The sequence below is a fragment of the Imperialibacter roseus genome (assembly GCF_032999765.1).
GTDB classification, from domain to species: domain Bacteria; phylum Bacteroidota; class Bacteroidia; order Cytophagales; family Cyclobacteriaceae; genus Imperialibacter; species Imperialibacter roseus.
Map to the genome: position 1 here is coordinate 5724721 of NZ_CP136051.1, position 24008 is coordinate 5748728.

Below are 24008 nucleotides of genomic sequence, written 5' to 3' on the forward strand. Positions count from 1 at the left end.
TGGAAGTGTGGAATTATTCTCCATCCTTCAGCTTCTCCGAGTGGTCGGCAATCCGCAATTGCTCAATAAACTCACCCACATCGCCATCCATAACTGCGGGTAGGTTGTAAACCGTTAACCCTATCCTGTGGTCGGTTACCCGGCTTTGGGGATAGTTGTAGGTGCGGATTTTATCAGAACGGTCGCCGCTACCCACCATCGACTTGCGCTGGGCGCCTACTTCATCGTTGTGTTTTTTCAGCTCTACTTCGTAAATCCTTGACCGCAATACCTTCAGGGCTTTTTCGAAGTTTTTGATCTGCGACTTTTCGTCCTGGCAGCTTACGACAATACCAGTGGGGATGTGAGTCAGGCGAATAGCCGAATAAGTGGTGTTCACCGACTGGCCGCCAGGGCCTGAAGAACAGAAAGTGTCCTTCCGAACGTCGTTCATGTCGATGTTTACCTCCACTTCCTCCATTTCGGGCAGCACGGCCACAGTAGCGGCGGAAGTGTGCACCCTCCCCTGAGTTTCGGTGGCCGGCACCCTTTGCACCCTGTGCACGCCCGACTCAAACTTAAGCATGCCGTAAACGTCTTCACCTGAAACGGTGGCGATAATCTCTTTGTAGCCACCTGACGTGCCTTCGGTCAGATCGAGCACATTCATTTTCCAGCCTTTTTCCTCAGCAAAGCGCTGGTACATACGGAAAAGATCACCGGCAAAAATAGCTGCCTCGTCGCCGCCGGTACCACCTCTTATTTCCAAAATGACGTTTTTGCTGTCATTAGGGTCTCTGGGAATCAGTAGTTGTTTGAGCTCTTCCTCCAGCTCCTCCTCTTTTGGCTCAAGCTCTTCAATCTCCATCTTGGCCATTTCCCGGAGTTCCGGATCCTTCTCTTTGTTGAGCAGTTCTTTGGCTCCCTTCAGGTCGTTCTTTACCTTCTTATATTCCTCCAGCTTAGCAACAATGCGGCTAAGCTCCTTGTATTCCTTGTGCAGTTTGGTGTATTGTGCCATGTCAGCCATGGCATCGGGCTGAACAATAAGGTCGCTTACTTCCTCAAAGCGCTTTTTGATGGCCTCTAGTTTATCGAGCATTCCTGAAAAATTAAGCTGCAAAATTAATAAACCGCTGATCTTTTTTCGATTAAGTGTGGTTATTTTAACAGATCATTAGATAACCCGCCTATGAGAACGCCAATAATCCTTTGCTTGTCCGTGTGTCTGATTGCTGCTGGCTGTGGCCCTATGGACAAAGGGAATAGCGAGGCAGTAAAAAAAGAAATGGAAGACCGAAAAGTGAAGCACGTGCTTCCGTCGCAAATTACTGACAAAGCCAAAGAAAGGGGACTGGCCATTACCGACGCAGCACAAAAGGTTTTGCTTCAAACCCTGATAAAAAAGATTGAGTCGGAGGGCATACTGGGAGCGGTAGAGTATTGCAATTTGAATGCTTTTCCGCTGGTAGACTCGCTATCCAAGGCTAACCATGTTGCCATCAGGCGAGTGAGCAACAAATGGCGCAACCCAAAAGACGCACCCACTGACGATGAAGTAGCCATTATGGAAGCTTACACCTACAGTGTGGAGCAGGGACAAGCCCCGAGGGAAGAAGTATTTATGGAAGACAATTCCACACAAGTAGTTTACACCCGACCCATCATGATGGGCGCTGCGCTGTGCCTCCAATGCCATGGCACACCGGGTAAAGAGCTTACCCAGGAAGTAGCAGACAAAATCAAGGGCCTTTACCCTGAGGACAAAGCCACCGGCTACGAGCTGGGCGAGTGGCGGGGTATATGGAAAGTGGTGTTCGAGAAGAAGGAGTTGGTGTTGGAGTTGTGAGGAATAGTGATTGAGAGGGTAACTGGTTCAACATAGAATCTGAAAATGTGCATTTTTTTTACCCATAATACGGCTGGATCAAAAGAGCTAAGATCTTTATTTGCCGGCTCAGTAAAGAAGAGGTGGAGAACGGGAAAAGAGTAGCCTGTTTGGGCTACTCTCGCACCGAGTTTATAGTTTTTTTGCCGATTTGGACACTACTTTTTTCAATGTTCCCTCAAGCTCCTTCAGCAACTGATCGGCAGCGTCCTCGCACATAGGCTGCACCTTTTCTTTGTCCATGATTGGAATTCCAGCAACAAGCGGAAGGCTCTTTTTGGAAATCCCTTTCTCGTTGATGTCGAACACTTTTTTCCCCTCCTTGTCGTAGCAAATCATGTTGTAGAAGGCCTTAATTTTGACCACCCCGACCCCCATCACTGCCATTTTCTCAAGCTCAAAGCCAATGAACACCATCAAAACTCCGTCAGCTGAAGTCTTAAAAATAGAAGCCATCGCATCTTTGTCGGCCTTACCCATTCCCAGCAATGGCCTGGCGAGATTCTTATACCCTTGCTTTGACAAAACATACATTGCCTTGTCATATTTAGGGTCATAGGCCTGGTACTCAGCGTTGTTCAACACATCATTTTCCGGAAGCAGCTGAAACGGAAATCCTTTGGCAAAGTCGTCGTTAAACGATTTGTAGAAGCTATCGAATACTGATTGAAGATCAAAGTTGTTATTGGCGGCCAAAACGGTGATCTCACTAACAAGACCAGCATTGGTGCCAAAGTCGCCAGGCCCAATTTCTTTGTTCACTGAAAAATTAACGAGAGCCACTTTTTTCTGCGCTTGTGCCTCAGAGCAAAAGATGATTACAAGAAGGATAAAAATAGTTTTTTTCATTTTGTTGGCTGTTAAAAATAAAAGATCACTGAATATTGTCCTTTATTACAACTCAACAAAATTTAATTGCCATTTTATTTAAAAAAACATTATAAAATTGATGCTATCTCTTTCAAAATCATGGTAGAAACATTGGTGTTCGTTGGTCTGTGGGTCATCGAATGTTGAGTTTTATTACACCTCCCCATACCTAAAACAATCCACCACGTGTCATTCGCAAGCTTGTGTGTGGGCGTAAATAGCAGCAATGCCCCAAACTTCGTACCACACCTATTCAAAAGTCTATACAAATACCTTACCTTTAATGCTATCAAATGATAGCATCATGAAGCCTCCCTATCAGATCAATTCGGAAATACTTCGCCTGCTTACTGAGGTGTCGGAGAAAATTGGGGCCGTCAACGCCAGCTTTCTGATCAAACCGTCCCCAACCCTGCGGAAGCAAAACCAGATCAAAACAATTCACTCTTCCTTGAAAATAGAAGGTAATACATTGTCAGAAGATCAGATAACAGCACTGATTGAAAACAAGCGGGTGATTGGCCCTGAAAGAGATATTATGGAGGTTCGGAACGCCATTGAGGTCTACGATAAAATCGAGAGCTTCAGGTTTGATTCCGAAAAATCGTTCCTGGCTGCACACAAAATGCTTATGAAGTCGCTTGAGAAAGATGCTGGCTCCTACCGGAAAAAAGGAGTGGGCATTGTGAAGGGCTCAAAAGTTCAACACCTTGCCCCACCGGCCGAAAACGTTGCTTTTTTGATGAAGAATCTTTTTCACTATCTCAAAACCGACACTGATATCGCCCTGATCAAAAGTTGTGTTTTTCACTATGAGATAGAGTTTATTCACCCGTTTATGGATGGTAATGGAAGAATGGGAAGACTTTGGCAAACTGTGATCCTGATTAGCAAATTTCCCGTCTTTCAGTTTCTTCCTTTTGAAACGCTCATTTCGGCCAATCAATCAGCCTATTACAAAGCCCTTTCTGATAGCGACAAGGCCGGTCATTCAACTCCATTCATCGCCTACATGCTCGGCGTCATTAGCCTGGCGCTGGACAATGTTCTTCAAACCAAAGGAGCGAGTCAATCGCAAGTTGATCGGCTCCAGTATTTCCTGTCTCTGAAGATTAAGTCATTTACCCGAAAAGATTACATGAATGTTTTCAAGACACTTTCAACTGCCACCGCCAGCCGTGACTTAAAAAAAGGAGTTGAATTGGGGCATTTCAGCGTCCTCGGTATGAATCGCTTGACAACCTACAAGGTGATAGAAAAGAAAATATAGCCCAGCTTACTCACACCTCCCCATACCTAAAGCAATCCACCACATGGTCGTTCACCAGGCCGCAGGCTTGCATGTGGGCGTAAATGACGGTGCTGCCGACGAACTTGAAGCCCCGCTTTTTCAGGTCTTTGCTCAAGGCGTCCGACTCTTTGGTGGTTGGTGGAGCTGTTTTGTAGTCTTTCCATTGGTTCACAATGGGCTTGTTGTCCACAAACTGCCAGATGTACTTGTCGAAGCTGCCGAATTCCTCCTGCACTTTAAGAAACTGCTGTGCGTTGGTTACGGCACTTTGCACCTTGAGCCGGTTGCGGATGATGCCCGGAAAAAGGAGCAGCTCTTCCACAATCTGAGGAGTAAACTGTGCCACTTTCTCAGGGTCGAAATCGGCGAATGACTCACGGTAGCCAACCCGCTTCTTCAGAATGGTGCTCCAGCTTAAACCGGCCTGCGCTCCTTCGAGGATTAAAAATTCGAAATGCTTGCGGTCGTCATGCACCGGCACTCCCCACTCCTCGTCGTGGTACTTCACATAGTCATCGAAGCCGAGGCACCAGGCACAGCGTTTCTTGTTGTCATTCATTGGTAGAGGTAATCGTTTAAAAAGCATGTGATGGTTTCCGCCGCATGATAGAAGAAGCTGAACGGTGTTGTTTCAAAAGTATCCGTCGGCTGATGGTAGTACTTATGGTCTTCTACCCCAAAATAAAGAAAGGGGATTTTCTGCTTGTGAAAAGGCCCATGGTCGGACGACATCGTCCAGTCGTCGTGACCGCTGCCAGGAATATCGTGCCCAAGTTTCAGCACCACCTTAGCGTAACGTTTGCCAATTAAATCGACCAATGGCTTCAGCTGCGGGTAATGATAAGTGCCACAAACATACAGCTCGTTCTTATAGCCTTTACTCACCATATCCATATTCACATTCAGCTTTACTGGGATATTGGCCTTTTGCAGGTATTCAACCAGGGCATAACCTCCCAGCAAGCCGGTTTCCTCCGCATCCAGCGCAGCAAAAATGATGGTGTACTTTGGCGCCGTTTTCTTTGCGACAAAAAGCCAGGCGGCCTCCAGCAGCACGCTCACCCCAGATGCATTGTCGTCCGCACCAAAATAAATCTCTTTGTTCTTGACGCCGAGATGATCATAGTGGGCGGTAACAACAACGGCCGAATCACTTTCTCCCTTCAAAAATCCAACTACATTCACTCCCTGAGAGGGGTAGTTCTTTGCCTTCATATCGAACGGAATGAACCAGTTGCTCTCAAGTGGGTGAAGTCCGGCGTAGTTAAAATTGTTTTTAATAAAAATACGGGCCCTACTAATGCCGTTGGTGCCACTCAACCGCCCGGCCATTTCCTGAGACGAAAGCGCTTTTAAGGCATTCATCAGTCTCGTGGAGTCAACGCTGACCTGAGCATGGCTCATGAACCCACAGAAAAGCAGCAGGCATATGAAAGCATACCCTGTGCGGTGTGTTATGATTTTTGCTCTGACTTGCATTTCTTCCGAAAATATCTTGTTTTACAAAGCCGGAGGGAATCCCGAAGGAATCGCCGGGCTTCCTTTCGATCTATTGTCCGTTTTTTCCGTAAATAGCTATTGTTCCTACAATAATAGAAACTTATCCCTGTTGAATATGATAGTAATCCGAAATATCCCCATGAGACATTTGTTAAAATTCACATTTGCCCTTTGCCTGATTGGTTTTACTGCCCAGGCACAGGAAGAAGAAATAAATATAGCAGGTTTTCGGTTTCTGGACTACACCAACGACCTGCCTGCTGATCTTTTGTCGAGTCGTTCTGCAGTGCTGGTGAGCGTACCACCCAAAAGCAGAGGCACTTCTGAGAGGGGCGACTGGAGGGGTTTTTCAACCGAAATGCACCAGGAGTTTCGCAAAATGGGCATTGATGCTGTTGCCTACCTGAATATCGACGACGTGATGGCTGGCACAGATGTAACCGGAGCATTTTCGGACTTCCTCAACTCCCGTCAGATCAAAAACCTGATTCTCCTGAGCAAGGTGAATCTTAAAATTGCTGGAAAAGAAAGTGAAAGAGTGGTGGTGGTAATCACTCCCTACAACGGCACGAAAACCTATATGTCGAACGGTCAGCAGGCCTGGAAAGATCAGGACAAAGACCTTGAAAAGGTGGTGAAAAACCTGGGCAAGGCGGTTTACAAATCGAAGCAGGAAAACAAGAACTTCCTGATCACGGAAAAGCCCGAGTTCTTTACAGATGTGGATATTATCACAAAAAGGCGGTTCCCATCTTTTGCCGGTGACTTGAAAATTGACAAGCTGGCGGTACCCATGTATACCAAGGTGGAAATTCCAGCCGATAAGCCCGGAGGCATTGTCAACAACAATGTGGAAAAGGAAATACAGAAGTACAACGCTAAAGTAGCGAGCTCCAATAATGTGCTGAAAGGTGCTATGCAGGATTACCCCTTCAAGTATGAGTTGGTGGAATATGACGGTGACGACAAGAAGCTGTACAATGCGGGTTATCAGTATGTGCTGCTCAACCTCAACACTACCGGGTACACCATCAGGGAGATGCTGAACTATGAGGTGGACAAGAATGAAACCGACTACATTACCATGAAGACCAGCAATGGGAAGGCCATTCTGAGAACTATTCCTGTGAATGCCCCGGTGTATAAATTTTATGTGAAGCACCTGGTGACGGGCGATGTGTACCTGGGCACGAAGTGGGATGCTGATGAAACAATGGACGAGGCGCTGAGCAATTATATCCAGAATTTTAAAGATGAGCTGAAGATCAGGTAGGTTTTTAGGATTGCAATGGGCTGCACCCATTGCAAGTGAATATCACCCCTTCAGAGCTTGGGCTGGTAAAGAAAAAAGGCCCTGACGTCGAGCGTCAGGGCCTTTTTTAATGCACACTGGGGCTAGGCAAGCTATAATCTATTTTTGTCGTGCCACCAGCCTGGCTATCGCCTTCGCTGTGGGCACGACTATTTCGAGCCGTCTTTGAATTTGTCAAACCTGCTCTTACTGTCTACCCTTGGATACACATTGTTGCTTTGCTGAATGTCAGGAATCTCGTTTTTAGGGTCCAGCTTGATGCCAATTACCTGCTTGTCTTTAGCAAACACCTTGGTTACCTGCTGTTCGTTGAGTCTCCATATTTCTGCCGGAATCTTCTCCACCTCTTTGGTACCGTCGGCATAAGACCACTCGATGATGATAGGCATCATCAGCCCTCCTTCATTTTTGAAAGTGACCTCATAGAAGTTCTTTTCAGCATTTCTTTTCTGGATGGCTTTATCGTCGACGGCGTTTTTGAACTCGCCGTATTCCGAGCTTTTGGTGTTAGCCATGGTGAACGGTTTTGGCGCAGCAAGGCCATTTTCTACTGAAGCATCACCTCCTCCAAGTGTGCCATCACCACTTACTTTTACCTGATTTTCGAAGCCTTTGGCGTCAATGTTCATCTTGTACCAGGTCACTTTATCCACAGCTATGTCGCAGGCATCCACACTATAAAACCAGCCTTTCCAAAACCAGTCAAGATCTACAGCCGAAGCGTCTTCCATCGTTCTGAAGAAGTCGGCAGGTGAGGGGTGCTTAAATGCCCATCGCTGCGCATATTCTTTGAAGGCTGCATCGAAAAGCTCGGGGCCCATTACTGTTTCACGCAATAGTACGAGACCAGCTGACGGCTTGCCGTACGCTTCGTAGCCCAAGGATCTTCCGTTTTCAGGGTTGGTCATGATGGGGCGAAGGTTGTTTTTGTCTCCCTTCATATAATTTACAACTCCCGCAGGCGTACCCCAGGTGGTATCAAAGGAAGAATAGTTTTCAACGATTGTTTGATGCTCAAGAAAAGTGTTGATACCCTCATCCATCCAGGCCCACTGGCGTTCGTCGTTGTTAATGATCATCGGGAAATAGTTGTGCCCAACCTCATGCACAATTACGCCTACCATGCCTTCAAGTGTCCTTTGCGAATAAGTGCCATCGGGGTTCGGACGGCCAAAGTTGAAGCAAATCATTGGGTACTCCATGCCAATGGAAGCTGTATGAATCGACTGAGCTACAGGATAAGGATAGTCGATGGTGTATTTCGAATAGGTCTTCAATGTGTTTACCACTGCTTTAGTTGACTCTTTTTCCCAAAGTGGATTTCCTTCTTTTGGATAAAAGCTCATTGCCAACGGTGTATTGTTTTCGAACTTCACAGCCTGAGCATCCCAGATAAACTTGCGGGAAGAAACAAAGGCAAAGTCACGCACGTTTTCCGCCTTATAAACCCACGTCTTCGTTCCTTTTGCCCGGGATTTTTCGTTTTGAATAGCCTCCTCCTGTGTAATGATGATCACCGGTTTGTCGAAGCTTTTCTTTGCCTTCTCAAAACGTTCCAATTGCGTAGCGGTAAGCACTTCCTTTGGGTTCTGCAAAACGCCTGTTGAAGCCACCACATGATCAGCCGCAGTAGTGATACGCACGGTGTAGTCACCAAAAGCAAGGGCAAACTCACCAGACCCAAGGAACTGCTTATTTTGCCAGCCATTCACGTCGTCGTACACCGCCATGCGTGGAAACCACTGGGCAATCGTGTACAAATAGTTGCCATCCTTAGGGAAATATTCATAGCCGGAGCGGCCGCCCAGCTGCATACGGTCGTTGATGGTGTATGACCAGGCCACTTTGAAAGAAACTTCAGCGCCCGACTTGAGCGGCTGCGGAAGATCTACCCGCATCATGGTTTTGTTGATGGTATAGGGAATGGCTTTGCCGTCTACCGTCTTAACAGAGGCGATTTTGAAGCCTCCATCGAAGTCCTGATCTCTGGTGATCCGCTGCTGTAGCGACTTGCCCGAAATGGTGTCAGGCATGCTGCTGGAAGACACCAGCGGAGTGTTGGAGTCCTTCGCCCTCATGTTCTGGTCGAGTTGCAACCAAAGATACTTGAGCTGGTCAGGTGACTGGTTGTGATAAGTGATTGTTTCTTCACCAGTCACCGACTGGTTGTTGTCGTTAAGGGTTACCGAAATATCGTAGTCGGCTTTTTGCTGCCAGTACTCCCGTCCGGGAGCTCCTGAGGCAGTTCGGTACGTATTTGGCGTGGGCAGCATGGTGCCCATTTGCTCAAACTTTTGGCCCCACTCTCCCTGGGCGTTAACATTTTCTGCTGTGATGATGCCCGCTGCAATGGCCAGGCAACTTAAAAGAATCCTTTTCATAAACATTGAGTATTTGATAATCAGTCTTTGGGTTTTTGTCGTTCATTTTTCTACCAAATAAGCCCGGAAAACACTTTCCCGGGCTCACTTACAGTATGTTTTACTTTTCTATTTTCTTAGTTCTTCTTTTCCTTGAACTGGTCAAAGCGGGTTTTTACATCCTGGCGAGGGAACACATTATTGTCCAGCTCCACATCGGCTGTTTCTTTGTCCGGATCAAGCTGAATATTTACCACTTCCTTGTTTTTGGCAAACACCTTGGTCACTTCGTGCTCATTGTGTCTCCAGATTTCGGCAGGGATATACTCCTTTTCTTTGGTGCCGTCGGCGTAAGTCCATTCAATAATAACGGGAGTTACAAGGCCGCCAGCATTTTTCAGGGTCAATTCATAAAAATTGGTGTTGATATGCTTTTGCTTAATCGCCTCATCATCCACTTTGTTCATAAACTCTCTGTATGAGTCGTCGGAAGTGCCGCTGAACACGAAAGTCTCTGCAGCCTCCTGAAAGTTCGTGGCTGGCGCTTTCTTGCCATCGGCTCCCATCACTTCGCCTGAAGCCGTTACCTGGTTTTCGAAGCCTTTTTCGTTGGTGGCCATTTTGTACCACTTCACATTATCAACCGCCACGTCCACATGGTCCGTCGTGTAAAACCAGCCTCTCCAAAACCAGTCGAGGTCCATGGCCGAAGCGTCTTCCATTGTGCGAAAAAAGTCGGCGGGTGATGGATGCTTGAATGCCCACCTGTCTGCGTATTCTTTGAAAGCATAGTCGAAAAGCTCGGGGCCCATAATGGTTTCCCTTAATACGCTGAGCGCTGCAGCAGGCTTTGCGTAGGCATTGTTGCCGAACTGGAGGATTTGCTCAGAGTTGGTCATGATCGGGCGAATGCCCTCTTTATCACCTTTCATGTAGTCGACAATGCAGGCAGCGCAACCACGGCGGATTGGCATGTCAGGGTAATGCTCTTTTTGCGTAAGCGACTGCACAAAAGTATTCAGGCCTTCGTCCATCCAGGTCCACTGACGTTCGTCGGAGTTGATGATCATTGGGAAGAAGTTGTGCCCTACCTCGTGCACAATCACGCCGATCATGCCCCACTTTTTCTGGTCTGTGTAGCTGCCATCTGGATCAGGGCGGCCAAAGTTGAAGCAGATCATTGGGTATTCCATACCGATGGAAGCCGCATGCACGGAAATCGCTTTGGGATAAGGATAGTCAATAGTATGCTTTGAATAGGTAATTAACGTGTTAGCCACAGCTCTTGTCGACTCCTTCTCCCATAGCGGGTTGCCTTCTTTGGGGTAGTAGCTCATAGCAAGTGGCGTTTTTCCATTGATATCAACCGCCATGGCATCCCAAATGAACTTTCTGGAAGTAGCAAAGGCTACGTCACGCACATTTTCAGCTTTGAATGTCCAGGTTTTCTTTTCTTTCGACTTTGTCTTCTCAGCCTTTTCTGCTTCCTTCTGAGTAACAATAATCACTGGCTTATCGAAGGTGGTTTTCGCCTTTTCGAAGCGCTGAAGCTGCTCTTGCGTGAGCACCTGAGAGGCATTTTGCAGCGTACCTGTTGCGCCCAGAATATGATCGGCAGGCACAGTTACACTAAAAGTGAAGTCTCCGAAAGGCAGCGTAAACTCGCCTCTACCCAAAAACTGCTTATTCTGCCAGCCATTCACGTCATCGTATACCGCCATTCTGGGGTAAAACTGTGCGACGGTATAAACGTAGTTTCCATCCTTCGGAAAGTACTCATAACCTGAACGGGGACCTTCGAGCATCCGGTCATTGATATTGTAGGACCAGGCGATTTTGAATGAAACCTTTCCTCCCGGTTCCAGGGCTTTGGGCAAATCCACCCTCATCATGGTTTGGTTGATGGTGTATTTGAGGCCCTTGTCCGACATGTCTTTTACATAGGCAATCTTGAAGCCCCCATCGTAGTCAGCGTCATTTATCATAGTCTGCAATGCTTTCCCTGAAACAGAATCAGACATTGCCGTGGTAGTAACCAGGGGAGTGTTTGACGATTTGGCCCTCATGTTCTGGTCCAACTGCACCCACAGGTACGAAAGGCGATCAGGCGACAAGTTGTGATAGGTGATGGTTTCGGTGCCGGTAATACTCTGATTGTTGTCGTTCAGCTCAACTGAAATATCGTAGTCCGCTTTTTGTTGCCAGTAGTCTTTTCCGGGTGCGCCGGAGGCGGTACGATAGCTATTGGGAGTGGGCAGCATTGTGCCAAGCTGCTCAAATTTCTGGCCCCATTCTCCCTGGGCTTTTACTAAATAACTTGTGCAAAGGGTCAATGCTACAATGAGTAGTTTCTTCATATCAGTTTCACTTTTTACCAAAATTTACTTTCTATAATCATTGTTAGTGATATGCCCGCCACAGCCGACGAAATCACCAAAATCCAGTCTCTTTTCTTTACGCTTCCCAAAGACATAAAAAGGAATGCTGCCACCATCACTGCCAAAACGATCACAATCTGACCCACCTCAAGGCCCAAATTGAAGGCGAGAAGCTGTGTGACAATGGATTCGTCTTTGCCCAGCAGGCTTTTTAGGTAGTTAGAAAAACCCATGCCGTGAATGAGTCCGAAAAACGCCGCAAACCAATAGTTGAGTTTCACACTTTTGTTGCTCACTTCAGCGTCTTTTTTGTAAATATTGGCCGCTGCCGTTACAAATATTGTAATCGGAATGAGAAACTCCACAAGCCCTGAGTCCACCTTGATAATGTCCAGCGTAGAAAGCGCCAATGTTAACGAATGACCCAAAGTGAAAGCGGTCACTAAAACAAGGACGTTTTTCCACTGTTGGGCCGAATAAATGGCGCACAGGGCAATAACAAACAATATGTGGTCGTAACCATTGATATCAAGAATGTGTTCCATTCCTAATCCAAAAAAGAGGCTAAACTCCGACATAGTTTTCTTAAGTTGCTGCCACAAAAAAGGTTGTAAGTATACATCTTAAATTTTGTACTTGCAGTAAATGTTGTTTCTATGGCAATGATTGTACAGATCTTCCTCATATTCGTTACGTGGTTGGCTCACCCTTTTCATGTAAGTGTATGTGATGTGGAATTCAATGAAAAAACGAAGTCTCTGGAGATTTCCCAGCGCATTTTTCTTGACGATCTGGAAGAAGCTTTGAGAAAGAAAAGTGGCTGGACGACGCTGGACGTGGTGAACCCCTCAGATAAAAAGCGGTTTGATGCGCTTATGAAAGAGTTTGTGATAGAAAATCTTTCAATAGAAATAAATAATAAACCCGTAAAGCTCTCCTATCTCGGCCATGAGCTGGAATCGGATGCTATCTGGTGCTACCTCGAAGTGACCGGCGTGAACAATTTGACTACGATAGGGGTTGCAAATAGTGTGCTCATTGACACTTTTCCCGATCAGGTCAACTTGATCCACGTCAAAAAAGAAGGCAAAATACGATCGCTAAAATTATACAGGGATAACGCAAAGGGTAGTATCAGCTACTAGTTCTCCCGCTAATCTAAATTAATAATCACGTAAATTCTATTATGGACAAATTGGATCAATACCAGGAAGGTCTCATTCAACTATTATTTGACTACGCTCCCAAGCTAGTGGCTGCCATCGTCATTCTTATCATTGGCTTTTATCTCATTGGCTTTTTCACCCGGTCTCTAAAAAAGCTAATGAAGAAAAGGGACGTCGATCCAACTCTCATTCCTTTCCTTTCCAATATTTTTAATGTCGTCCTGAAGGCCATGGTGCTCATTTCGGTGGCTTCCATGGTGGGTATTCAAACGACTAGCTTTGTGGCCGTTATAGGCGCCGCAGGTTTGGCAATTGGCCTGGCCATGCAAGGCAGCCTTTCCAACTTTGCCGGTGGTGTTTTGATCATCATGTTTCGCCCCTACAGGGTGGGCGATTTTGTCGAAATGCAAGGGCAGGCAGGCACCGTGAACGCTATCCAAATTCTCTACACAGTGCTCAAGTCACCAGACAACAAAACAATTGTTATTCCCAACAGTGCCGTAATGGGAGGCACCATTACCAATTATTCAGTGGAAGACAATAGAAGGCTTGACCTCGTTTTCGGCGTGAGCTATTCAGATGACATCAAAAAGGTAAAAGAATTGCTTACTCAAATGGCGATGGATGATGAAAGAGTAATCAAAGATCCGGCACCGTTTATTGCCATTAAAGAAATGGCCGACAGCTCTGTAAATTTCCTTTTCAGGGTATGGGTGAAGAAAGAGGACTACTGGCCAATGACATTTGATATGCAGGAACGGGTGAAAAGCACGTTCGACAAAGAAGGTATTTCTATTCCGTTTCCTCAGAGGGACGTTCACCTTTTTCAGCAGAAATAAAGTTGCCAAAGGGTAGCTCCTGGAAAATATCCCAGGTGCTGCCATTGTGCTTGAGCAAACAAATATTGTCAACAAGAAATGAAGCCTTCAGTGGCTTGTTTTCAAATTCCTGCCAAGCCTCGTGAAAGCGAGGCTTTTTTAAATCTCTAAAAGCGAGTGTGATGTGCGGGTGAAAACCTCTGCCCTGATAGTCGGCATTGAACAAATTGAGCGATAAGCGCATAGCTCGGGCCACTGTTTTCTGTAAATCGTGTAATTGAGGCGATTCAACCGGCTCAGCATAGATCACTCTCGGAGGAAAAGCTGCAAATCCCTTCAATGCCACCTCAAACGGGGTCAGCGGCAAACAGCATTCTTCCAGCGCACTAAGAAGCTTTTTCTCCTTGCTCTCCCGCCATTTAAAGGGCATGTGCAACGTAATGTGCGGTGGAGAATTAAGCGATTTGGAAGAATTATATTTATCCCTGAAGTACTCTTTCAGTTGGTGAAGTTCCGCCCCCAACGGCTCCGGCGGCACCACTGCCACAAAGTACAATTTCTCATCCCGAAGTAGGTTTTTTACCATTAAGCACTTAATAATTACTGAATTAGAGATTAAGCTATATTTTAGCAAATCTTTCGAAAACCATTCATTATGAGAAAAATTTACCTCTTTATTTTGGGCTTTGTATTGGCATCGTGCACAGCCTCCCAGGCCCCCGTGGCCACTACCCCTGCTTCAGGGGCGAGCGTCGCCTCCGCTACCAAGGACATTGCTGGTTTTACATCAGGGATGGAAAAGTATGAAGGCTTTTTTCCTTTTTACTGGGACTCCAAAAAAGGCAAAGTATACCTTGAAGTAAACAAACTAAATTTTGAGTTTTTATACATCAGCTCCCTGCCTGCCGGAATTGGCTCCAACGACATAGGGCTCGACAGAGGACAGCTTGGTGGTGAAAAAGTTGTGAAGTTTGTCAGAAGCGGACCAAAAATACTGATGATTCAGCCCAACTACGACTACCGTGCCATCAGCAACGACGCACTTGAAAGAAAGTCGGTGGAGCAAGCATTTGCACAGTCGGCTATCTGGGGTTTTGATGTGCTGGCCGAAGAAGACTGGTCAGCGCTGGTAGACTTTACCGATTTTCTTCTCAGAGATTCGCATGGAGTAAGTCAGCGACTAAGCAGAGCCAAACAAGGCAATTATAGCCTGGACAAAAGCAGGTCAATGATTTACACCGAAATGACCAAAAACTTTCCTGAAAACAGCGAGTTTGAAGCCACCATTACCTTCACCGGCACACCTGCTGGGGCTTGGATCAGATCCGTGGTTCCTTCTCCGGAAGCCGTAACAGTCAGGATGCACCATTCTATGGTACAATTACCTGACTCAAGGTTCAAAACAAGGGCATTTGACCCAAGGTCGGGCTACTACGGCACCACTTATATGGACTACGCCACGCCGATTGACGAACCCATCACGAAAAGGACTATCAATCGTCACCGATTAGAAAAGGTTGATCCCAATGCCGCAGTGAGTGAGGCGGTTGAGCCTATCATCTACTACCTCGACCCAGGCACACCAGAGCCTATTCGCTCAGCGCTGCTTGAAGGAGCAGCTTGGTGGAACCAGGCGTTCGAAGCGGCAGGTTACAAAGATGCCTTCCAGGTGAAAATGCTGCCTGAAGACGCTGACCCGATGGATGTTAGATACAACCTGATTCAATGGATCCACCGGTCAACCAGGGGGTGGTCGTACGGAGCATCTGTTGCCGACCCAAGAACGGGCGAAATTATTAAAGGGCATGTGAGCCTCGGCTCATTGAGAGCACGCCAAGATTTTCTGATAGCAGAAGGGCTTTTGTCTCCGTATGAAGACGGCAAGCCGGTTTCCGATGAAATGATGAAAATGGTGCTGGCCCGTATCCGTCAGCTCTCAGCACATGAAGTGGGGCACACGCTAGGCATTGTTCACAGTTATGCATCCAGTGTTAATAACAGAGCGTCGGTGATGGACTATCCACACCCGTATGTGAAAATGGATGAGAATGGGAATATTGATCTTTCCGAAGCCTATGCGGTTGGCATTGGCGAGCTGGATAAGCAAATAATTAAATACGGTTATTCTGACTTTCCCGACGGAACCGACGAAGCAGCGGCGCTTGATAAAATCATCAAAGAAACTTTCAGCAAAGGATTGATGCATATTACCGATCAGGACTCAAGGCCCGTCGGTGGAGCCCATCCTTACTCCCACTTGTGGGACAACGGCACTGATGCTGCCGACGAACTGAATCGAATGATGGCGGTGAGAAGAAAAATACTTGATGATTTTTCCGAAAAGACCATTCGCCCCGATGCCCCCATGGCACTGATAGAAGAGGCGCTGGCTCCCATGTACTTGTTCCATCGCTATCAGGTAGACGCCACATCGAAAGTGGTTGGCGGGCTTAATTACAACTACGCCATAAAAGGAGACGGGCAATTCACTACCAAATACCTGGAGCCTGCCATGCAGATGAAGGCATTCGATGCGCTGTTGGCTACGATGACTCCAGAAGCTTTGGCCTTGCCCGAAAAGCTCATTCAGCAAATTCCTCCCAGGCCTTACGGCTATCCGAGAACGAGGGAAACGTTTGAGGCACGAACAGGTGTTGCGTTTGACCCATTGTCGGCTGCTGAAACTGCCGCCGACCTTACGCTGTCTTACCTGATCCACCCGGAAAGAGCGACCAGACTTGTTGAGCACCATGCCCGCAACGCTGCGCAACCTGACTTCAGCGCACTTCTCAACAAGTTGACAGCCAGTACATGGAAGAAGGCACATCCTGCCGGCTATCATGGAGAAATCATGCGCACTGTCGACAAGCTGGTGATGTACCACCTGATGAACCTCAGTATCAATACCGGCGCCAGCGATCAGGCAAGAGCTATTACCTACTTGCAATTGAAAGACCTGAAAAGCTGGATCGATGCAAAGGTGAAGTCTGAAAGTGATTCAGATCAAAAGGCGCATTTGACCATGGCCTCTGCTCAGCTTGGTCTGTTTTTCGAGAAGCCAGAAGTTGTCAAAGAATACTACAAAGAAACGAAAGCGCCTGACGGCTCTCCTATTGGCATGGACGAGGGAATGGCGTGCGGATTTTGAGCAAAAAGAAAAGTTCCGGGGTGCGTGGCACCCCGGAACTTCCTTTACTCCGATTGTCTTAAACTACCTGTGAATAATCAATTCAACTCTTCTGTTCTGGCTTCTTCCCTCGGCCGTGTCGTTTGAGCTAACTGGCTCCAATTCTCCTTTGCCTTCTGTTGTGAGCCGCTCTCTGGCAATGCCTTTGCTCAGCAGATAGGCCTCCACTGCCGCTGCTCGGGCAACAGAAAGTGCCTCATTGGCGGCCTCACTTCCTACATTATCCGTATGGCCCACAATATCAACTTTCAGCCACGGTTCCCTTTCAAGTCGGTCAGCCAGCTCGTCCAGTTTTTGTTTAAAGTTGGCATTGATGCTTGTTTTGTTGGTTTCGAAACCTAACTCTTCGGTAATTTTTTCCGGTTTAAAATTCTCAAACTCTACTTGCTCAACGCCCGTTTTTACATCGGGTGAGGCGGCAATGTTGGTATCAGCCTCCTCTGTCGGCACATCGGCAGTGCCGGTGTCTGCCGCAGCGGTTTCTTCCACCTTTTCTTTCGGAACAGCCGGTCGCTTTGCCTCGTTGGTAGGTGAAGGTCGCTTGCTCTTACTCTTCGCTGTTTTCTGTTTTTTCCGTCTTTTGGTTTTTGATTTGGCGGCCCTGGTCACAAGCCCTTTCAACTCGAAGCCAAATTCAAAGGCACCCTGGTTGGCGGTATTACTCCCATTCGTCGGCACATCGTAACTGACCCCCATGCGAAACTCGTCCCGGCCAAATTGAAATCCGGCCAAAAAAAGCCCCCCAGACAAATAGGCTCCTTTCAACTCGACGAAACCTTTGCTGGCCAGCATATACCGCCAGTTGATGCCAGCGTTGAGCTGATTGTTTCTTCCGTTGTAGGTATAAAGCACCTCCGGGTAAAGACTCATCGACCCCGATTGATAAAGTTGGAAACCACCATTGAGCATGAATGAGGTTCGGATTCGGTAGTCCGAGTCGATAAATGCCTCCCTGGGCTGGTTAATGTCAAAACTCGACAACCCAAAATGGGCAAGCCTGGAGTTGTTCTTGTCTCGCTTTTCCCACTGCAAACCAATGCTCAACCTACCAAAAGAGCGGCGCAACTCGTCGAAGCTCTCGCCATTGTCAATCGAGCGATCATAACCCCGGTTGGGTATGTATTGTTGGCTCGTGAAGAAATCGTCGTAGCTGAATTTTCTTGTTTGGGCGAAAAGACCCACGCCAAGAGCCAGCTGCTGGTTTCTGGCTGTGCGCACTTGCATGGCATAGCTCAGCCCAACTTCCTGTGTTTTAAACGCCTTCCCTTCTCCAGCCTTGTCGTCCAAAAAAGTTACTCCAATACCTCCCAAAGTTCGGCCCCTCCCCGGTGCAACCAATGGGTAGCTGGCGGACAGTGAGGTACTCTTTATATCGAATTGAGGCCCCGTGTTCTGCTGGCGGTGCACTCCGCCTACCTTCCAGTAATTCCCAATACCCACCAGCGCCGGATTGACTCGCTGGTCAGTGAAGCCATACTGTGAAAAATTGAATTGTTGGGCCAACATTGTTTGGCCGCAAAGCATCAAAAGAAAGTAAACTAAAAACCGGAGCCTCCACCTCATCATTAGCCGTGATCTATCTTACGAGGTTAATTTTTCCAGATTTCTTTCCGTTGAGCAGCACCGGGCGGCCATCGCTATATGTCCCTTCCACACGCCAGTAGTATACTCCGGGAGGCATCTTTTCACCTTTGTGTGTGCCATCCCATCCTTCACTGACAGCCCTTGCGACGTCCAACTCCTGGTAGATCAGTCCTCCCGACCTGGCATATACCCGAAAATCGATAGTTGCCGGAACGGTAGAAAGCTGAAGGAAAAACTGGTCGTTTCGGTTGTCGCCATTAGGAGAAAAAAGGTTCGCTACTCCGCCGAGCTGCCCAACCTCCACCCTGATGTTGAACAGGCGTTCGCAACCTGCGTCATTTTTGACCAGCACTTGATAATCCGTTGTTTCGTCGGGAGAAACTGTCTGCTTTTGATTAAACGGGTCGTCAAATTCATTAGCAGGACTCCATTCATAAGCCTGACCACCGAAGGCAGTGATGTCGGCTGATTCACCGGGAGATATCGTGATCAAAGTATCTGACACTTGCGGATCGAAGAAAGCGATGACGCTCTCGGCTCTGTCAAAACAGCCAAACTCGTTGGCTGCCACTACGGATATTGTATCTGCCTGCGTAACAGCGAATGTGAGGCTTGATCCTTCGCCAATAGTGCCCAAAGCCGCCGAGCTCCAAATAACGTTTGTCCATGTGTCGGGCAGCTCGTAAGTAATTTCCGATTCCTCACATACTTGAACGAGGTCGTCAATATCCGCTGATAGGGAATCCAGTGGTTTGGTGGTTATGTTATAAACCAACTGCCCGCTCCCGCAATCCGCTACATCGGCAACAGTACCATAAAGCACATCGGCACCAATGGGCGAATAAGCTAACAAATCTGTCTGGCCAAGAGCACCATACAAATCTGAATACCAGTTTCTTTTGATGCCCTGCTCACCAAATAGCTCCGGTGTACCAGGGCACAGCTCTACTGAACTGGCAACCAATTCGGCGTCGCAAATCGCAAAGTTGAATAGTTGAAGGGTTCCTGTGCCGAGCGCATTGTAGGCATTGTCCACCGCAATAACGAGGAAGAGATAGTTGCCCTGCGCCAAATCATTAAAGTTAAGGTGATCGGCATACAAAGCTTTCCCGTGGTTGGGCTGCTGAAGGCTGAAGGTTTTGGCGCTCATGTTCGAGTCAAATAAAGCTGCAGTATCAGCATCTGTTAGCAGGACATCATAAGAAAGAGAAGTGCTATCTGTTAATGAATCGAGCGCTGCTTGCCAGCTTATTTTCACTTCTCCGGCGGCTGTTTGCACGGCAGATTGAGGAAACGGAAGCGACGGAGCCTTATTAATAGAGTCTGCTTGATTCTCAAAAAAGATCAAGCTCATGCCTTCACGGGCCTGCCTCAACTCTACAAAATCCAGGTTGAAATCCTGGTCCCAATCGGCAAATTCAGTAAGAAGGAGAGAGTCCCGGTAAACAGGCTCAGCCTCCGCAAATGCATTTAAGTTGTTGTACCAAAAAACAAAGGTCGAGTCGTTTCGGGAAGCACTTAGCCAAAGATCCGTTTTGCCATCCGAGTCGAAATCTGCCATATGTGAGGCCTGAATTTTATAGTTACGTAACATACTGTCCTGATCTGCCACTATCCGACCCCCATTGTTTCGGTAAAGAACATTTAAATCCTCCCCCATGGAGCTTTTTCCTCTCACAAAAACATCAGGCCTGCGATTGCCATCATACTCACCCAAGGCGATCGCCTCTACCTGATGATCCACGGCCACAAAAAATGACGTATCAGATTCCTGCACAATTTGTTCGTATTCGAAGCCAAAATTGGCAGAATCAACAAACTCAAAGCTGCCGTTGTTTTTATAAAGCCTGGTAAATGACTGCCCTTGCCTGAAACCTGACAGCAACAAATCTTTTCTGGCGTCACTATCAATATCCAGGGCAAAAAATCCCCCTTCGGTAAAAAGAGGAAACTCTATCATCAGGTCCTCAAAGCCTGGTGCGGTGCCCTTCAATACTTTAAGTTCGATACTATCTTCATCGTTTCGCCGAGCGATGAGCAGGTCATTCACAGTATCATAATTCAGGTCTATAAATTGGAATGCCTCCACGGGCCCGTTCAACACTGGTGTTGGAAGCAATTCGAAAGTGAAGTTTTCCCTGGACAGCAGTACTGAAACAACGGTGTCGGCGCCGTTGACTATACCAGAAAAAGCGAGATCTATTTTTCTGTCTCTGTCATAATCGATTGGCTGTAGCTCTGAAATCCGGACATTCGGAAAGGAGGCGCTTTGTAGGGTAAACTTCCCTTGTCCTTCATTGAGGTACACCTGAAGTACTCCATTGCCCAGGGTATCGTTGCCATAAAGTATCAGATCGTAAAGCAGGTTGTTATTCAAATCAACCCACTTCATCGATACATTCTCGATACCGCTTACGCTGAGCGTATCCACTGCTTCAAATGTTTGCGCCCGGAGGTGACTAAAACAAAGCAACCCGAGGATGCTAAAACCAAGTGCTTTTAGTGTATTCATGGTCGTTTTTATTATTCTACTTTGAAGGTGAGTTTAATTGACATCCTGCTGCTGACAGGATAGCCGTTGAAGGAGGCGGGTTTCCATGCAGGGCTTCGTTTGATAATACGGATAGCCTCGTTATCAAAAAGATCTCCTAAAGACTCGACTATGGAAATGTCTTTGAGCGTGCCATCAACATCCACAGAAAACATCACCTTGACGTAGCCCTGAACGCTGTCTTTTCTTGCCAGCTCCGGGTAGGTCAGCTCGCTCTCGATAAAAGCATAAAAAAGGTCGAACCCATCCTTTGGCTCGGCATTCAGGTATACATCTTCTTTTTGTACCTGGTTAGTTTCCTGATTCTCCGATGGTTGCACGTTTTTCTTTTCAGCCGGTGTCGATGTTTTTGGTTTTGTAACCGGCTCTTGTGTTGGAGATGGTGTCTGCATTTGATCATCGAGCCTGGTCGCCGGTGCAGCTTCAACTGGAGGGCTTGCCGAGACGGCCTCTTCCTTCACCGGCACCTCTGCCAAAGTTGGTTGTTTGTCGCTGACTGAGGGCCTGCCAAGCGTGAGTAAATAAATAATCCCGATAGCCGGAATAACAGCCAGCCCCCACAGCAGCTTCCCGGAATACGCCAGGCCGGAAACCTGCTTACTCCCCGCCAGCACTGAGTCAAAATCCCTCAGTGAGTGGATTTGTTCTGTACTGATCTCTTGTCTCTTTTTTACAAATTGGTATTTCATTTCACGACAAGTTTTTTGACCTCTTTCCTCATTTTTTCCAGCAAGCGATAGCTACGTGTTTTGGCATTGTTTTCGGTAATGTCCAAAATATCTGCCGCCTCCTTAAAACTCTTTCCTTCGAAAAACCTCATTTCTATCAACTCCAGATCTTTCGGCTCCAAAGACTCAAGCAACACCGGCAATGAGTTCATCCATACTTCCTGCTCGCTATCGCCGAATTGGAGTTCCTCCAGCAGGTTGACGCCCATGTAGTCATCGAGCGCTACAGTTCTGTGTTTCTTTCCTGACCTGAAGAAGTCGTAGCATTCATTCAGCGCAATCCGATACAGCCAGGAAGAAAAAGAAAGGCCCCGAACCTGGTATTTTTTCAAATTGGCCAGGGCCTTATAAAACACTGAAGAGGTTACATCCTTACTAGCCTCAAGCTGGCCAATTCGAGCATAAACAAATCGGAAAATGGGTTCGTGGTACTTCTCATAGATAGGGCCGAACCTTTTGGGGTCTTGCTTGGCTTGCTCTATAAGTGCGTGTTCGTCCAACTCCACTTTTGCGCTGTTTGATTGGTCAGAATTTTGAAACTTTCGGCCCTGTAACGGGGAAGAGTGGAAAAGATACAGAAGATGAAAAAATATTTTTCCCTGGAAACCGGGATTAGTTGGCACTGAGGTTACAGATGAAAGCAGTTTGATGTACAACGACAGCCACAGCGCCGCATATTATACCCGCCAGGAACCAGATCTTAATTCAAATGGCTTTTTAACAAAAGGAATATGTTTTTCTACTGATGCTGATCCTTCAGCAGATCGGTTACTTTCTTGACAGGGTTAAATGTTGAAACTGGCACTTCAACAAACACGGTGTTCCAATTGCTCATCGAACCGTTCCAAAGTCCGGGGAGCTCCTGTGCCTTCAGGGCCTTGCCATCTTTCGATTTCTCGGTAACAAAGCCCGTTTTGGGGTCGGTGAATTTCATCAGGTCGAACTTCTTCCCGCTATAGTCTTTGGTACCACACACCAAGTCAACCGGGTTAAAGTGTGTACTTTCTTCGAAAATTTTCTTTTGCCCTGCATCCTTCAAATCAACCTGCGCACTTTCCACGATCTGTAGCGACACAGTACCGTCAGGGTTTTTGCACCAAAACGGCCCTCCTCCCGGCTCTCCTTCATTTTTCACCATGCCGCAAATGCGGATGGGTCGGTTGAATTTGCCTTTGAGGAAAGCCGATCTTTCCGCAGCCGACGCTGTTCTGGCGGTAGTATGATTGCTGGTACAAAGCTCTTTTTCCAAAAAGTCGTACATGGCGTCAAGATCGGCCGTAGTTGCACCACCAGCTTCAAGTTTTTCAAGGAACCCGAAAATCTTACTTTGGTATTCCAACAGAAGGCTGGCAATCACCTTCTTATAGACAAATGTGTCTTCCTTGAGTCGGTCGGGCACCACATTATCTATGTTCTTAACAAATATCACGTCGGCATTAAGGTCGTTGAGGTTGGATAGCAATGCCCCATGGCCGGCCGGCCTGAAAAGTAGCCCGCCGTCGTTTTCCCTGAAGGGTTGATTACTCATGTCCACGGCTATGGTGTCAGTAGATGCCTTCTGCTCGGAAAAGCTTACCTCGAATTTTACCCCGTACTGTTTTTCATAGCCCGCCTGCACGGCAGCCACGTGCTCTTTGAATTTGGCCCGATGTTCAGGGCTTACCGTAAAATGCAACTTTACACTACCGTCCGACGATTTAGCATAGTTGGCTCCTTCCACAAAGTGCTCCTCCGCAGGAGTTCTGGCAACACCGTTCTTTTTGTGAAACTTCAAAAGCCCCTTTGGCAACTGGCCGTAGCCAAGTCCCCTGTCGAGCAACAGGTATTCAAGAATAGAAACATACTTTCGTTTTAAGTGAGCTTCCTCCAGCGACGTGCCTGACTTTGCATAAGCATTTTTCAAGTCATCGTAAAAAGCGAAATCCTCCAGCCGCTTGAAAAAATCAAACATGGAGCCGCTCTTCTGATTGGCTGTGAGCTTTTGATAGTCGGCCTCTGAGCCTGTGTACTCCTCCATAAAGCTGAACAGATCCTTAAACATACGACTGGCCGCTCCGGAGGCAGGCACAAACTTCACAATGGCTTTCGAAGCAGTTGCGCTTTCATAGCTTTTCAGCCTCGCATCAATGTCCTTTTCCGACAACTTACTAAGGCCGTCTCCAATAGTCGCTGCCTTTTCCAGCTTCAAAGGAGGAAAGTCGTCTTTGAAGTTTTGAATTTGAGCTTCCACTACGTCAGTTGAGGAGCCTCTCTTTTTTATGAAATCAATATCGCTGCTGGAAAACATTTCGTAAGTCGTTTAAGTCGGCAATTAGCTTCACCTAATTAAGGTGAAGGGGTCGATAAATCCAAGGTTAAAATGGATAAGAATTCTTACTATAAGCTCCTTTGTGTTA

The 24008-nt window shown here is 47.1% G+C and carries 19 protein-coding genes; 6 read left to right on the plus strand and 13 right to left on the minus strand.

Annotated elements, in window-relative coordinates:
- Positions 1–13: 13 nt before the first annotated feature.
- The gene (prfA, locus tag RT717_RS24070; RefSeq protein ID WP_317488891.1) at positions 14–1081 is read right to left on the minus strand and encodes a peptide chain release factor 1; all 1068 of its coding nucleotides are present in this window, start codon (positions 1079–1081) and stop codon (positions 14–16) included.
- Between the two features lie 90 nt (positions 1082–1171).
- Here prfA and RT717_RS24075 point away from each other — a divergent pair, with 90 nt between their 5' ends.
- Positions 1172–1828, plus strand: a complete 657-nt coding sequence (locus RT717_RS24075) for a Tll0287-like domain-containing protein (protein WP_317488892.1) — start codon at positions 1172–1174, stop codon at positions 1826–1828.
- Between the two features lie 171 nt (positions 1829–1999).
- Here the strand turns inward: RT717_RS24075 and RT717_RS24080 are convergent, their stop codons facing one another.
- Positions 2000–2716, minus strand: a complete 717-nt coding sequence (locus RT717_RS24080; RefSeq protein WP_317488893.1) for a hypothetical protein — start codon at positions 2714–2716, stop codon at positions 2000–2002.
- Between the two features lie 325 nt (positions 2717–3041).
- Here RT717_RS24080 and RT717_RS24085 point away from each other — a divergent pair, with 325 nt between their 5' ends.
- Complete coding sequence (locus RT717_RS24085; protein ID WP_317488894.1) at positions 3042–4007, plus strand: Fic family protein; 966 nt, start codon at positions 3042–3044, stop codon at positions 4005–4007.
- A 10-nt stretch (positions 4008–4017) separates the two neighbouring features.
- Here the strand turns inward: RT717_RS24085 and RT717_RS24090 are convergent, their stop codons facing one another.
- Together RT717_RS24090 and RT717_RS24095 are read right to left on the minus strand one after the other, a co-directional pair.
- Positions 4018–4587, minus strand: a complete 570-nt coding sequence (locus tag RT717_RS24090; RefSeq protein ID WP_317488895.1) for a DNA-3-methyladenine glycosylase I — start codon at positions 4585–4587, stop codon at positions 4018–4020.
- Positions 4584–5507 carry a M28 family peptidase gene (locus RT717_RS24095; RefSeq protein ID WP_317488896.1) on the minus strand — a complete coding sequence of 308 codons (924 nt, stop codon included), beginning with the start codon at positions 5505–5507 and terminating at the stop codon, positions 4584–4586. The genes RT717_RS24090 and RT717_RS24095 overlap by 4 nt, the downstream gene beginning before the upstream one ends.
- Before the next feature lie 160 nt (positions 5508–5667).
- On the opposite strand from RT717_RS24095, the gene RT717_RS24100 reads away from it, so the two are divergent.
- Positions 5668–6801, plus strand: a complete 1134-nt coding sequence (locus RT717_RS24100) for a hypothetical protein (RefSeq protein ID WP_317488897.1) — start codon at positions 5668–5670, stop codon at positions 6799–6801.
- A 188-nt stretch (positions 6802–6989) separates the two neighbouring features.
- Here RT717_RS24100 and RT717_RS24105 read toward each other — a convergent pair whose 3' ends face one another.
- The 3 genes from RT717_RS24105 to RT717_RS24115 all read right to left on the minus strand — a co-directional run bounded on the left by RT717_RS24105 (position 6990) and on the right by RT717_RS24115 (position 12156).
- Positions 6990–9221, minus strand: a complete 2232-nt coding sequence (locus RT717_RS24105; RefSeq protein ID WP_317488898.1) for a M1 family metallopeptidase — start codon at positions 9219–9221, stop codon at positions 6990–6992.
- 116 nt (positions 9222–9337) lie between these two features.
- The gene (locus tag RT717_RS24110) at positions 9338–11557 is read right to left on the minus strand and encodes a M1 family metallopeptidase (RefSeq protein WP_317488899.1); all 2220 of its coding nucleotides are present in this window, start codon (positions 11555–11557) and stop codon (positions 9338–9340) included.
- A 14-nt stretch (positions 11558–11571) separates the two neighbouring features.
- Positions 11572–12156: a HupE/UreJ family protein gene (locus tag RT717_RS24115; RefSeq protein WP_317488900.1), complete on the minus strand. Its 585-nt coding sequence runs from the start codon at positions 12154–12156 to the stop codon at positions 11572–11574.
- 78 nt (positions 12157–12234) lie between these two features.
- Between RT717_RS24115 and RT717_RS24120 the strand changes: the two genes are divergently transcribed.
- Both RT717_RS24120 and RT717_RS24125 read left to right on the plus strand, forming a co-directional pair.
- The gene (locus tag RT717_RS24120) at positions 12235–12723 is read left to right on the plus strand and encodes a DUF6702 family protein (RefSeq protein ID WP_317488901.1); all 489 of its coding nucleotides are present in this window, start codon (positions 12235–12237) and stop codon (positions 12721–12723) included.
- Positions 12724–12764: 41 nt separating this feature from the next.
- A complete protein-coding gene (locus RT717_RS24125) occupies positions 12765–13583 on the plus strand; it encodes a mechanosensitive ion channel family protein (RefSeq protein WP_317488902.1) in 819 nt (272 codons plus the stop codon).
- Here RT717_RS24125 and RT717_RS24130 read toward each other — a convergent pair.
- A complete protein-coding gene (locus RT717_RS24130) occupies positions 13537–14148 on the minus strand; it encodes a 2'-5' RNA ligase family protein (protein ID WP_317488903.1) in 612 nt (203 codons plus the stop codon). The genes RT717_RS24125 and RT717_RS24130 overlap by 47 nt on opposite strands.
- 69 nt (positions 14149–14217) lie before the next feature.
- On the opposite strand from RT717_RS24130, the gene RT717_RS24135 reads away from it, so the two are divergent.
- Positions 14218–16710 (plus strand): zinc-dependent metalloprotease, encoded by a 2493-nt coding sequence (locus tag RT717_RS24135; RefSeq protein WP_317488904.1) that lies wholly within the window; start codon positions 14218–14220, stop codon positions 16708–16710.
- Between the two features lie 63 nt (positions 16711–16773).
- Here the strand turns inward: RT717_RS24135 and RT717_RS24140 are convergent, their stop codons facing one another.
- From RT717_RS24140 to RT717_RS24160, 5 genes are all read right to left on the minus strand, one after another.
- Positions 16774–18315: a PorP/SprF family type IX secretion system membrane protein gene (locus tag RT717_RS24140; protein ID WP_317488905.1), complete on the minus strand. Its 1542-nt coding sequence runs from the start codon at positions 18313–18315 to the stop codon at positions 16774–16776.
- A gap of 10 nt (positions 18316–18325) precedes the next feature.
- Positions 18326–20845: a T9SS type B sorting domain-containing protein gene (locus RT717_RS24145; protein ID WP_317488906.1), complete on the minus strand. Its 2520-nt coding sequence runs from the start codon at positions 20843–20845 to the stop codon at positions 18326–18328.
- 11 nt (positions 20846–20856) lie between these two features.
- Positions 20857–21573 carry an energy transducer TonB gene (locus RT717_RS24150; protein WP_317488907.1) on the minus strand — a complete coding sequence of 239 codons (717 nt, stop codon included), beginning with the start codon at positions 21571–21573 and terminating at the stop codon, positions 20857–20859.
- A complete protein-coding gene (locus RT717_RS24155) occupies positions 21570–22118 on the minus strand; it encodes an RNA polymerase sigma factor (RefSeq protein WP_317488908.1) in 549 nt (182 codons plus the stop codon). The genes RT717_RS24150 and RT717_RS24155 overlap by 4 nt, the downstream gene beginning before the upstream one ends.
- Before the next feature lie 233 nt (positions 22119–22351).
- Positions 22352–23899, minus strand: a complete 1548-nt coding sequence (locus RT717_RS24160; RefSeq protein WP_317488909.1) for a DUF4301 family protein — start codon at positions 23897–23899, stop codon at positions 22352–22354.
- Positions 23900–24008 lie beyond the last annotated feature (109 nt).